Annotated in this window: 9 protein-coding genes; 4 read left to right on the top strand and 5 right to left on the bottom strand. The window is 37.6% G+C overall.

Annotated features, from left to right (window positions below; genetic code table 11):
* Window positions 1–284: 284 nt before the first annotated feature.
* Both uvrB and ACFIKD_RS01625 read right to left on the bottom strand, forming a co-directional pair.
* Window positions 285–2,627 (bottom strand): excinuclease ABC subunit UvrB, encoded by a 2,343-nt coding sequence (gene uvrB, locus ACFIKD_RS01630; RefSeq protein ID WP_375647043.1) that lies wholly within the window; start codon window positions 2,625–2,627, stop codon window positions 285–287.
* A gap of 259 nt (window positions 2,628–2,886) precedes the next feature.
* A complete protein-coding gene (locus tag ACFIKD_RS01625) occupies window positions 2,887–3,201 on the bottom strand; it encodes an SH3 domain-containing protein (protein ID WP_273788409.1) in 315 nt (104 codons plus the stop codon).
* 338 nt (window positions 3,202–3,539) lie between these two features.
* Between ACFIKD_RS01625 and greA the strand changes: the two genes are divergently transcribed.
* Together greA and ACFIKD_RS01615 are read left to right on the top strand one after the other, a co-directional pair.
* Entirely contained in the window at window positions 3,540–4,013 is a 474-nt protein-coding gene (gene greA, locus ACFIKD_RS01620) for a transcription elongation factor GreA (protein ID WP_012754902.1), read from the top strand.
* 17 nt (window positions 4,014–4,030) lie between these two features.
* The gene (locus ACFIKD_RS01615; protein WP_012754903.1) at window positions 4,031–5,089 is read left to right on the top strand and encodes a glycosyltransferase family 4 protein; all 1,059 of its coding nucleotides are present in this window, start codon (window positions 4,031–4,033) and stop codon (window positions 5,087–5,089) included.
* Window positions 5,090–5,934: 845 nt separating this feature from the next.
* Here the strand turns inward: ACFIKD_RS01615 and ACFIKD_RS01610 are convergent.
* Window positions 5,935–7,329: a TrkH family potassium uptake protein gene (locus tag ACFIKD_RS01610; RefSeq protein WP_375647105.1), complete on the bottom strand. Its 1,395-nt coding sequence runs from the start codon at window positions 7,327–7,329 to the stop codon at window positions 5,935–5,937.
* A gap of 312 nt (window positions 7,330–7,641) precedes the next feature.
* On the opposite strand from ACFIKD_RS01610, the gene trxB reads away from it, so the two are divergent.
* The gene (gene trxB, locus ACFIKD_RS01605; RefSeq protein WP_375644873.1) at window positions 7,642–8,598 is read left to right on the top strand and encodes a thioredoxin-disulfide reductase; all 957 of its coding nucleotides are present in this window, start codon (window positions 7,642–7,644) and stop codon (window positions 8,596–8,598) included.
* A 42-nt stretch (window positions 8,599–8,640) separates the two neighbouring features.
* The gene (locus ACFIKD_RS01600) at window positions 8,641–9,546 is read left to right on the top strand and encodes a LysR family transcriptional regulator (RefSeq protein ID WP_012754906.1); all 906 of its coding nucleotides are present in this window, start codon (window positions 8,641–8,643) and stop codon (window positions 9,544–9,546) included.
* Window positions 9,547–10,691: 1,145 nt separating this feature from the next.
* On the opposite strand, the gene ACFIKD_RS01595 is transcribed toward ACFIKD_RS01600, so the two are convergent.
* Both ACFIKD_RS01595 and ACFIKD_RS01590 read right to left on the bottom strand, forming a co-directional pair.
* The gene (locus ACFIKD_RS01595; RefSeq protein ID WP_375647041.1) at window positions 10,692–11,894 is read right to left on the bottom strand and encodes a pyridoxal phosphate-dependent aminotransferase; all 1,203 of its coding nucleotides are present in this window, start codon (window positions 11,892–11,894) and stop codon (window positions 10,692–10,694) included.
* 320 nt (window positions 11,895–12,214) lie between these two features.
* A complete protein-coding gene (locus ACFIKD_RS01590) occupies window positions 12,215–12,424 on the bottom strand; it encodes a cold-shock protein (RefSeq protein WP_012754908.1) in 210 nt (69 codons plus the stop codon).
* Window positions 12,425–12,644: the final 220 nt, after the last annotated feature.

Genomic DNA, 12,644 nt, shown 5'->3' with positions numbered 1-12,644 from the left:
AATAATATTTGAGTTCGATATCAGAGTATAACTTTATAAAGATAATACATTTTATGATTTTTTTGATATATATAAAATATTTTCTTTAAATTTGTCTTCTTTTTTAAAGTTTAGAAGTTTTTTACATTTTTAGGGATTTTTTATAACGCGGTTTAACAAGAAAAAATGTTCTCTCTCATGGTGTTTTAGATAAATTGGAGCACCCTTGATGTTTGAGGTTATCTATTTTGCGGATAATGCTGTTTGCTTTTGAGCTTTAGTCGTTTTTTTAGAAGAGCTGAAGATTATTTTAGGCGGTTTGAAATTTCTTGCTCCTTTGTTGATTGTGTTTTTTTTCGTTTTATTGTTGCTTGATTAGGGGTGTTTTTACCAGATTTTCCTTTTCGATTTTCCAAAATACCAGTGTCTATGGTTGGTCCCATATGTGCAAGGTCTGGTTTGGAGAAAAGATTTGGTTGTAACACGGGCTCATGGGTGGATTGTTCGTCATGATGTGTTAAGGGGTTCTCAGCGATTTCTAATTCTATCTTTTGTAATTGTTTGATTTCATCGCGAAGTTGTGCTGCTTCTTCAAAGTTGAGATCAGCAGCCGCTTCATGCATTAATTTTTCAAGGTGTTTAATATGAGATGTCAAATTGTTGCCAACCATATTTTTTTTCTCGATGACATCAGGGATATTTGTGCGAATATGGTTGTTTTCATAGCCTGAATTGAGAATATCTCCGATATTTTTTTTGATACTTTTGGGTGTGATATGGTGTTCTTCATTATAGGCTATTTGTTTTTGTCGACGTCTTTGTGTTTCCTGTAAGGCTCGTTCTATGGAGCCTGTGATTGTATCTGCATAGAGGATAACGTGGCCATCTACATTACGTGCAGCACGTCCGATTGTTTGTATGAGGGAAGTTTCAGAGCGCAAAAAGCCCTCTTTATCGGCATCTAGAATGGCAACAAAACCACATTCTGGAATATCTAAGCCTTCTCGGAGCAAGTTGATACCGATGAGGACATCAAAGGTGCCAAGCCGCAGATCGCGTAGAATTTCAATGCGTTCTAATGTATCAATGTCAGAATGCATATAGCGTACGCGAATGTCTTGTTCGTGGAGATATTCAGTTAAGTCCTCGGCCATACGCTTTGTGAGAACTGTCACCAATGTACGGTAGCCTTTTTGAATTGTTTTACGAATTTCATTCACAACATCATCGACTTGATTGCTGGCTGGACGAACCTCTGTTGGTGGATCAATGAGCCCTGTTGGACGAATAATTTGTTCTGCAAAAGTGCCATGAGATTGTTCTATTTCCCAGCGTCCTGGTGTTGCAGAGACGGCAATAGTTTGTGGGCGCATGGCATCCCATTCTTCAAAGCGTAAAGGGCGATTGTCCATACAGGAAGGTAGGCGAAACCCATATTCTGCTAGGGTTGCTTTTCTTCGAAAGTCACCTCGGTACATGCCTCCAATTTGGGGAATGGTTACGTGGCTTTCATCGATAAAAACAAGAGCATTGTTTGGAATGTATTCGAACAAGGTTGGTGGTGGTTCACCAGGTTTTCGTCCTGTTAAATAGCGTGAATAATTTTCGATTCCAGAGCATGAGCCGGTGGTTTCCAACATTTCCAAATCAAAAATTGTACGTTGTTCTAAACGTTGTGCTTCTAAAAGACGTCCAGCTGCGTTCAACTCATCAAGGCGTTGAGCGAGTTCCATTTTGATCGATTTCATCGCTTGGTTAAGTGTTGGGCGTGGTGTTACGTAGTGTGAGTTGGCATAAATTTTAATCGATTGAAGATCGCCTGTTTTTTGTCCCGTTAGAGGATCAAATTCCGTAATTGTTTCCACTTCATCGCCAAAGAGCGAAATACGCCAAGCACGATCTTCGAGGTGGGCAGGGAAAATTTCGATTGTATCCCCTCGAACACGAAAGGAACCACGAATGAAATTGATATCTTGTCGATGATAGTGTTGGGCAACTAAATCGGCCAGTAATTGCCGTTGATTGAGTTTATCACCTTTTTCTATTTTGAAGGTCATAGCAGTATAAGTTTCTACTGAACCAATCCCGTAGATACAGGATACAGATGCGACAATAATGACGTCATCACGTTCAAGAACAGCACGTGTTGCAGCATGGCGCATACGGTCGATTTGTTCATTAATTGAGGATTCTTTTTCAATATAGGTATCAGAGCGTGCAACGTAGGCTTCTGGCTGATAATAGTCATAATAGGAAACAAAATATTCGACGGCATTGTGGGGAAAAAAACTTTTAAACTCTCCGTAAAGCTGCGCTGCTAGAGTTTTATTGGGAGCTAAAATCAGAGCTGGACGCTGTGTTTTTTCAATGATTTTGGCCATTGTATAGGTTTTTCCTGAGCCGGTAACACCCAAAAGCACTTGTGTACGTTCATCTTTTTGAATTCCCTCAACCAGAGTTTTAATTGCTTGAGGTTGATCTCCCGCAGGTTCAAAGGGTGTTTCGAGTTGAAATGGAATGCCACCTTCAGACTTTTCAGGACGAACAGGGCGGTGAGGTGTCCATAACGCGCCATTCTTAAAAAGAGGATTGCCTGAGGCAATCAGAGCAGAAAGAGCCTCAACTGTTGCTGTAACACCATTTTTCATTGTTGTATCCTTTAATAGAAAAGTGCTGGTGATTTTAAAGAAAATACTAATTTTTACAATTTCATTACGACAACAGCAAAACGTTATTGAACAGATTTATTTTGGTTTATTGGAGCTTTCATTAGGATATTGATCAAGTTTTTTCTATGAGACGAATTCTTCGAAGTGTTTCTTTGGAGGGGGCATATTGTGGTTGTTCGTGGACACTATTGCATTTTTGCCATGATGATATTTAAGATGGCATAAGTTATTATGGCTGTTATGGAGAATAATCGGTACGTTTGGGCACTAAAGACATCGTGTATGTGTGATAAAGATCATTTCCATCTTTAAATGAAAGATAACGAGATGACACCCAACCTATTTGAGTGTTATATCGGATATGGCACCAATTGCCTTCACAGTTTTTAACAAAAACCAATTCTCCAGCAGAGATTAAGCCGCAAAGTGCATACTGAGTGCTAGGACCTGTTCTAAAATTAAGATTTCTCGTAACAAAAGCATCCGCAGCTTCAGATACTGTTGTGGCGAAAAAGAAAGAGCCAAACATAAAAAAAATGACGATTTTTTTCATTCTTCTGTAAAGAATTTCTTTAGAGATTTTCTATCCTTCTCTCTTTGTATCCCATATGATTTCTTTTGCTAGATTATGATAAAACAGAAAAAAATACAATTCTTTCTTCTTTAGGAGACTTTAAAGAGAAGAGTGAAGTTTAACGGTTTAAACACCAAAATGAGATGTTTTAATCACTATTTGTGCATGTTTTGTTTCCTTTATTTATTTTTGTATGGAAAATAGCGATACTGTACTATATAATAAAAAAGATCGTAGTTTTCGGATTCCAAAAGTAATTTTGGAAGCCGTTTTTTGTATTTTTATTAAACCTTCCGTGTAATAGAAAGGGACGGATTATGGAAAAAGTTCCGATGACTACAGCTGGTTTTGAGAGTCTTAAAGAAGAGTTGCGTTGGCGTCAACAACAGGAGCGTCCGCGAATTATTGAAGCAATTTCTGAGGCGCGTGCACATGGTGATTTATCAGAAAATGCTGAGTATCATGCAGCTAAAGAAGCGCAAAGCCATAATGAGGGGCGTATAAATGAGCTTGAAGATTATATCGCACGAGCAGAAGTTATAGATGTCACGCGTCTTTCAGGCGACAAAATAAAATTTGGAGCAACCATTAAACTCTTGGATGAGGATACTGAAGAAAAAAAAGTGTATCAGATCGTAGGAGATCAAGAAGCTGATGTAAAGGTTGGTAAAATCTCTATTTCTTCGCCTATTGCACGTGCACTCATTGGCAAGCAAGAAGGTGATGTGATTGAGGTGAATGCACCCGGTGGTGCGCATAATTACGAGATCATTAAGGTTCAGTACATCTAAATAACATATGGATTATTATGCGTGTATCTTTGGATGAAACTGAGATTATTGCGCCTCACTTTAAAAGGCGTTTATCGGGAGTAACATCTACGATTATTCAGCTTATTCCACTGCAACGCGAACAGGGGGTGCGTATATCCACTTTGGGGTTTGGTTTACCACAAACTTTGCCGGCTCTTGCCTTTAAGGACCTTTTCGGACTTTGGAAAAGTCCGAAAGGGAAGCCATTTCGTATTTGGCATGCACGACGCAATATTGAGATGCTTTTTGGGATCTTTTTGCGCGATATCTTGAAAATGAAGCTGAAACTTATCTTTACATCGGCTTCACAACGCCATCATAAGCCTTTTACCAAATGGTTGATTCGCTGTATGGATAGGGTTATCGCTACCAGTACACATACGGGCGCTTATCTAGAAGTGCCTCATAAGGTTATTATGCATGGGGTGGATGTGAAGCGTTTTACTCCACCACAGACTCTTGATGATTACTTTTCTTCGACAGGATTTCCAGGAAAATATGCGGTAGGGTGTTTTGGGCGTCTGCGTTACTCAAAGGGAACAGATTTATTTGTTGATGCCATGATAGCGTTATTACCTGACTATCCTGAATGGACAGCACTTATCGCTGGTCGTACGACAGAGCAATATTATCATTTTGAAAAAGAATTACACCAAAAGATTGCTAAGGCTGGTCTGGATGATCGCATTATTTTTCTTGGTGAGATTCTGGATATCCCTTTGTGGTATCGTCGTTTATCGCTTTATGTTGCACCTTCTCGTACAGAAGGTTTCGGTTTAACACCATTAGAAGCAATGGCATCACAGGTTGCGGTTGTAACGAGTGATGCAGGAGCTTATAAAGAATTGGTGGCCGAGGGAACAGGAACAGTTGTAAAAGCAGGAGATGGAGCGGCTTTAACAGCAGCAATTGAACCTTATTTTGCTGATGTAGAAAAAACATTGGTAGCCGGAAAGAAAGCTTTAACCCATGTTCGTACACACTTTCCTTTGGAAAAGGAGACAACCGAGATTGAGCGTGTTTACAAAGAACTGTTTGCGGAAAAAACACTTTGATTATTATATCAAAGATCTTCTTGAGGAATGATAAAAAGTGTTTTCCTTAAAGGTTTTTCATAGTCATCAAGAAAACAGCTCAATGATATAAATGTTATTTTACAAAATTTATATTGTCTTTAGTAGAACGCTATAAGAAGTTCTCGAAATTTTGGATAAAAGATTAAAAATGTATACGCTTGAGAGCGATATGTAGTTTACGATAAAGCATATTAGGAGAGAGGAAAGCTATTTTTATTCAGTGATATTTTAGAATAAGAAAATAATGCTTTAACTCAAGTCTAGATATACGGTGTCGTACTGATATTGTTCGTTTTGGAAGACTTAAATAGATAGAAAAAACGTTTTCTTGTCTTTAAAAAGATATTTATGGTGTCTCCATGGGTAAAATAGTCGTACATATTTTCAATAAATTCATAATAAGATGGATCTAAGATCAATATATATATATGATTTCTATAGATAATTTACCTTTTTAATTTGAATAAGAGCTATCCTCTTGCACATCACAATTGGAAGAAAGCATGTGGTGGATAAAAACTATTGAAGACAGGGTATAAAGAAATTTCTTATAAATTGTCTGAAATGCAGGCTGTTACGACATTAACAGAAAGAAAATAGTACGGTGGTACTAATTTATATCTTATTTTGTGGTACCGACTTGCACCTTATTATTATTTAAGTAAAAATGATGGTGCTTATTTTATATCGTTGATATGATGATTTGTATGAAATTTTAGGAAATCTTCAGTGGATTGAGTGAGGGGTGAATATTATGACTCATACTGTTCACACCTTTTTATGTTGTAAATTTTTTATCATGGTAGAATAAAATGCTTTATGCATTAGAATTGTTCACGCCAGAAAGCGGGAATAAAAAGGACGAATATTGTTATGATTTCAAGGCGTCCAGCTAACATTAGAAAACTTAAAATCCATAAAGCATTATCGTTGATTGTAGAGAAATTACCAGTGGGGCCAATAATATCTCCAAAGCCTGGACCAACATTTGAAAGTGCGGTTAAGACACCGGTAAAGGCAGAGGTAAAGTCAAGACCGCTTGTAAGCAAAAGTGCAGTGCCGATAACAAGGCAAAACATATAAAGACAGACAAAAAACAAAACGGCTTGAGCAACATCGTTTGATATATTTGAGTGATCGTAGCGCGCCTTTACAACGACATTAGGAGAAAGAAGTTTTTCTATATTTGTTTGTGTAATACGCCAAAGAATAATGAGGCGATTGATTTTCATGCCACCAGAAGTAGAACCAGCACATCCGCCTGTAAAAGAAACAATGAAGAAAATTCCAAGCGCAAATGGTCCCCAAAGTTGATAATCTTCAGCGCTGTAACCTGTGGTGCTAATAATGGATGAAAGGTGAAAAATGACATCAAGGAAAATTAAGTGGAATGCGCGATGATCATAAAACCGTAGCCATGCCGCTAAAGCAAAGCTGAAAAGGAGAACGATATGGAGAAAAACAATCACTTGTGGGTCAAGGAAGCGTTTGGAGTGTCCAGGAAGGACTAATTTAACATAAAGTACGAAGGGCAAAGCAGAAAGCAACATGAAGATTGTTGAAATAATTAAGATGGCTGGTTTATCTAAAAAATAACCAAAAGAAGCATCATGCGTTGAAAAACCAGCTGTTGCGACTGTACTCATTGCATGGTTAATGGCATCAAATAAATTCATGCCTGCAGCAAAATAAGAAAGCATACAAGCCAATGTGAGACCAACATAAGCGATGATAATTCCGTTAGCAATTTGGTTGATGCGAGGCAATATTTTTTCAGATTTATCAGATGATTCCATATGAAAAAGTCGTACGCCACCCACACGCAGTGAAGGCAAAAGTAAGAGGGCTAAACCGATAAAACCAATGCCCCCAATCCAGCATATAAGAGAACGCCATAACAAAATACTTCGCGATAAATTATCAAGATCAGAAAGGACTGTGGAACCTGTTGTTGTAATTCCAGAAACAGATTCAAAAATGGCTCCTGCTAGAGAAATGGGAAGAGGAGAAAGATAAAGAGGTAAGGCACCTACGATGCTTCCTGTTAGCCAAAGACAAACAGTGAGCATAAAGCCAAGCCGTGCTGAAAAACGACAAGTAGCTCCCTTAGTTGCTAAAAGAATCAGCGTTGCTAACATGGTGGTTATGGCACAAGAATAGAGAAAGGTTATCCAATTACGATTGTTGTCGTGCAGATCCACAAAAATTGGCAAAAGCATTGCTCCTGCCATGATTAACGCAAAACGTGCACAGACATTGATAATAAACTGAAAAATGACCGTTCCCTATCTTTGTATCTCTTTTTATTATGGTTTTGTGCTCATAAGAATTTACGTTTTTCTCTTTATAGGATAAAGATTAATTCTTAACATTAGGATGCCTTGATGAAATTGGTAATCAGACCTTTTCATAAAACTTGAAAATGAAGTACATATAACATAATTGGAGTTCTTGAAAAATATTTTTTTAAAAGGCTGCATTCCGTTATCATTTATAGAATAATTAAGTTATAATAAAGTGAAGGGGATTTAATGGTACAATCGCATATTCGTCTGCTGATTATTGGCTCAGGTCCAGCTGGTTATACAGCGGCGATCTATGCAGCAAGAGCAATGCTTAAGCCGGTTTTGGTGACGGGCTTGCAGCAGGGTGGACAATTGACAATTACAACTGATGTTGAGAATTATCCAGGTTTTGCAGATCCCATTCAAGGACCGTGGTTGATGGAACAAATGGCGAAACAAGCTGAGAATATGGGGACAAAAATTGTCTATGATACAATTATAAAGGCTGATTTGTTGAAGTATCCTTTTGTCTTATATGGGGATTCAGGAACACAATATTCTTGTGATGCACTGATTATTGCAACAGGAGCTCAAGCGCGCTGGCTTGGTTTAGAAAGTGAACAAACCTTTATGGGCGGTGGTGTGTCCGCTTGTGCTACATGTGATGGCTTTTTTTACCGTAATAAGGACGTTATTGTCGTGGGAGGAGGAAATACCGCTGTTGAAGAAGCACTTTATTTATCGCATTTGGCTAAAAGTGTAAGCGTGGTTCATCGCCGAGATCATTTTCGGGCAGAAAAAATTTTGCAAGATAGGTTGCTTGCTTGCAAGAACGTACGTATCATTTGGGATCATGTGGTGGAAGAAATTGTGGGGCTGCCAGCACAGGGGCCAGTGGGCGCTGTTGTAACAGGGGCACGTCTGAAAAATGTTAAGACAGGTCACGAGATGACAGTGAATGCAGAGGGAATATTTATTGCTATTGGGCATGATCCTGCTGTTTCTCTGTTTGAAGGACAGCTGAAACAAAAACGAGGCGGCTATTTATGGACAGCACCGGACTCAACAGCAACAAGCATTGCTGGTGTTTTTGCTGCTGGGGATGTAACAGATGAAATATTCCGCCAAGCTGTAACAGCTGCGGGAAGAGGATGTATGGCTGCGTTGGAAGCAGAACGGTTTCTGGATATATCTAAGCGTTAGTAACTCATTGAGAACATAAAGAATCTAGAGGTAGAATTAATTGTGGCGCCACCGTTGGATTGGGATAAGTTAAGGGTTTTTCACGCTGCAGCAGAAGCGGGATCTTTTACGCATGCTGCTCAAAAGCTTCATTTATCTCAGTCAGCAGTTTCACGACAGGTTTCGGCTTTAGAACAAGAGGTTGGGGTATCCTTATTTCAACGTCATGCGCGTGGTTTGATTCTTACAGAACAGGGAGAAACTCTTTATCGTACAGCTCATGATGTTTTGATGAAGCTTGAAAGTGTACGTTTGCAACTAAGTGAAAGCTATGCAAAACCAACGGGGCACTTGCGTGTAACCTCGACCTTTGGAATGGGGGCAGGGTGGATTGCAGAGCGTATGCCAGAATTTCTTAGTCTTTATCCTGATATGCAGGTTCAGCTTTTGCTTTCCGATGAAGAGCTTGATTTGACAATGTGTCATGCGGATTGTGCTGTTCGCTTACATCAACCCCAACAACCTGATCTTATACAAAGAAAACTCTTTACAATTCATATGCATGTTTATGCTTCGGAAAAGTATATTGCAAATTATGGAAAGCCGGAAAAATTGTCTGATCTCGATGAGCATCGTATTATTTCGTTCGGTGAACCTGTCCCACCTTATTTGTCTGGTTTAAATTGGTTGGAAAAGGCTGGTAGAAGTGATGGATCATTGCGCGTTTCAGTTCTACAAATCAACAATATCATCTCAATAAAGAATGCGCTTATGCGTGATCTTGGGATTGCTGTGCTGCCTGATTATATCGTCAATAATGATGAGCATTTGGTGCGTCTTTTTCCTGATATGGTTGATATTCCTTCTTTTGATACTTTTTTTTGTTATCCTTATAATTTAAAGAATTTGGCAAGGTTAAATGCTTTTCGAGATTATATTTTTTTAAAAGCCCGTCAGTGGTCTTTTTAATGTTAATGCCTTAATTTATAAGGAATAATTAACTGTTTTACAATTTGAGAATCCCCTAATATTCTTTCGTTTTAAATTTGCCCATATTGAATCAATTAAAACTATTCGTTGCACATTAAAAGTGGATGGAGTCCGTGTGGAAAAATACTTTTGAAAAAAGGGATAAATGTTTTTTATGAATGCTAGCAAATGTGAGGGGTATTATATATTGAAAACTGGACAATCGTGTGATGGTGTAGCTTACATTTTTATATTTAATTAAAAAGAGTGGTACATGATGGAGACAAATTTAAAGCTATGTGTTTATTGCATAGCAGATACGCTTAAGTCTTTATTGTACTTTTTCTTATAAAATGACATAGAATACTATCTCTTGATTATGTTGCCTCCCAGTGCATTTTCTTGAGTGTTCCCTTACGAAGATCTATCAGATTGATTTTATCTCTGAGGATTTTCCAAATTTGCCGGACGTATGTCCGGCTTTTTTTTATTTTTGAAAGAGCTCCTAGAAATTGCAATATATGGGAGGATGATAAGGAAAAAATTTCGAAACTTGTGGATATCCAACAATTTTTTAAGAATACTAAAATTCAATAAGGAGTTTGAGAGAGATTTATTCTGTTGTAGCATAAAAGTCTGTCTTTTAGGGGCGTGATATAAAATATTTAAAACTTTATACATTGAGGTGCTTTTTATTAGAGTGAGAGGTGAATATTTAAGGCAGGTCTTGTTCATAAAGCCTATGAAGTAAATCAAGTCGTTATTAGATAGAACTTAAAGGAAACTGGATTGTTTACATAACGACGGGAGGAGGCTTCTTCTTCATTTTAGGACGAAGAAGAAGCCGAGAAATAGAAAAGATTTGATTATAAGGGCAATTGTGTTTAAAAGTGCTCGATCTTTTTTAGAGTTATAAATTGAATAGAGAAAGCAGAATAGTTTTTTCATCTCTCATGATAATAAACCGATTCATTTATTTGATCGCTAGATTTTTTTGCTCTTTATCTACAGCCTCTATTGTTGTGTTTATTCATGGATATTTTTACTGAATCGATTGATTCAGACCATGATACAATTTCCGATATTTTCTCGGATATACTGACATTCGGCAAAAAAAACGATCACAAGAGATGATATTAAAAATTTTAAATTAAACTGTTGCAAAAACGCTGTATACGTATACAAGCTTCTTCAAGTAATTCTTCTGATGTTGCATAAGAAATACGAAAAGCTGATCCAAGTCCAAAAGCAGATCCTTGGACGACAGCAACAGCTTCTGTTTCTAGAAGCGCTATGGCAAAGTCTTCATCATTCGTAATACATTGACCGTTGGGTGTTTTCTTTCCAATAAGTCCTGTGCAAGAGGGATAAACATAAAAAGCACCTTCGGGCGTTGGACAGTGAATGCCAGAAGCTTGGTTTAGCATGGAAACAACGAAATCACGGCGTGCTTGAAAAATACTTTTATTTTTAGCGATAAAGCTTTGTGGCCCATTGAGTGCTTCAACAGCAGCCCATTGTGAAATGACACTTGTTCCAGATGTTTGCTGACCTTGAATGGTATCCATAGCTTTAATTAATTCTTGTGGTCCCCCTGCATAGCCGATTCTCCATCCCGTCATCGCATATGCTTTGGAAACACCATTCATTGTGAGTGTACGCTCATAAAGCGCTGGTTCTACTTGAGCTGGAGTAACAAAGGTAAAACCCTCATATGTGAGATGTTCATATATATCATCGGAAAGAATATAAACATGAGGATATTTTACTAAAACATCTGTGAGTTTTTTCAATTCATTATGTGTATAAGCGGCACCTGATGGATTTGAAGGAGAGTTAAAGATGAACCATTTGGTTTTGGGGGTAATGGCAGCTTCTAGCTCTTGTGGTTGGAGTTTATAAGAAAATTCGGCTTTTGTTTCTAAAAAGACAGGCGTACCATCGTTGAGTGCAACCATTTCTGGATAACTTACCCAATAAGGAGATGGAATGATGACTTCATCCCCTTTATTCAAAGTTGCCATCAATGCATTAAAGAGAATTTGTTTTCCACCGGTACCAACAATAATTTGCTCTGGTTCATAATTGAGATTATTTTCCCTTTTAAACTTTGCAGAAATTGCTTGGCGCAATTCTGGAATTCCAGATATGGGAGGGTATTTTGTTTCTCCTCTTCGAATAGCTTCAATGGCCGCGTTTTTGATGTTGTCTGGGGTATCAAAGTCTGGCTCTCCAGCGCTTAAAGCAATAACGTTGCGCCCTAATGTTTTTAAATGACGGGCTTTTTGGGAAGCAGCAATTGTTGCAGAAGGTTTGATACGAGACAGTTTGTCGGCAATAAAAGCCATAATTTTAAATCCTTATATTATATCAACAAATAGTTATTGCTTTAAGGATATTCTATAAGAGATTATATTGTATGCAATAAAAAACTTCCAAAATACTCTTACACGGGCTTTACATTCTTCTTTTTTGAGATTTTTACAAGATAATTTCTTCTTAGATTTTATGAAAGTTTTAGAGGAAGTATAAGGGAGGTTTGATAAATTGTGCAAAGGAGGTAAGCAGTCTTTTATTTTAACAAGGTAAAATGATGCTTTATACAAAATAAAAAATCTTCGTCGTTACAGACGAAGATTTTTAAATAAAATACTGCAGAATTTAAACTTTAAAGGGCAGCAAGGTTGCCAGCGGCAAATTTTCCTGAACGACGATCTTGAAGAACATCATAAGAAATTTTTTGCCCTTCATTAAGACTGTTTAGACCAGAACGCTCAACGGCAGAAATGTGTACAAATACATCTGCACTACCATCACTAGGCTGAATGAATCCGAAACCTTTTGTTGTATTAAACCACTTAACTGTTCCTGTAGACATAGGAAACTCCTTAGAATATATAATTATATTGAGTATTGAAGCTTTCATTCCTTCAATACGGTTGTAGATCGAAATTAGGTGGGAGAAGTTTCGTCAAAAGTGCAGATCGCACAGGAAAGAAAGTCACGTAACCGAAAATTCGATGAAACCTCTATAAAAGTCTTTAGAACAAAAAGCAAGTCTTAATCAATTTTTATATAAAAAAAATAAGAAAGCAGTG

Source organism: Bartonella sp. CR84HXZ, assembly GCF_042194535.1.
Classification (GTDB): domain Bacteria; phylum Pseudomonadota; class Alphaproteobacteria; order Rhizobiales; family Rhizobiaceae; genus Bartonella; species Bartonella grahamii.
This window is presented reverse-complemented; position numbering and strand designations above follow the sequence as displayed.

Excerpts from the sequence above, each read along its gene's own strand:
- uvrB (WP_375647043.1), bottom strand. The coding sequence starts at position 2,627 with ATGAAAAATGGTGTTACAGCAACAGTTGAGGCTCTTTCTGCTCTGATT.
- ACFIKD_RS01625 (WP_273788409.1), bottom strand. The coding sequence starts at position 3,201 with ATGAAAAAAATCGTCATTTTTTTTATGTTTGGCTCTTTCTTTTTCGCC.
- greA (WP_012754902.1), top strand. The coding sequence starts at position 3,540 with ATGGAAAAAGTTCCGATGACTACAGCTGGTTTTGAGAGTCTTAAAGAA.
- ACFIKD_RS01615 (WP_012754903.1), top strand. The coding sequence starts at position 4,031 with ATGCGTGTATCTTTGGATGAAACTGAGATTATTGCGCCTCACTTTAAA.
- ACFIKD_RS01610 (WP_375647105.1), bottom strand. The coding sequence starts at position 7,329 with ATGCTTTTGCCAATTTTTGTGGATCTGCACGACAACAATCGTAATTGG.
- trxB (WP_375644873.1), top strand. The coding sequence starts at position 7,642 with ATGGTACAATCGCATATTCGTCTGCTGATTATTGGCTCAGGTCCAGCT.
- ACFIKD_RS01595 (WP_375647041.1), bottom strand. The coding sequence starts at position 11,894 with ATGGCTTTTATTGCCGACAAACTGTCTCGTATCAAACCTTCTGCAACA.
- ACFIKD_RS01590 (WP_012754908.1), bottom strand. The coding sequence starts at position 12,424 with ATGTCTACAGGAACAGTTAAGTGGTTTAATACAACAAAAGGTTTCGGA.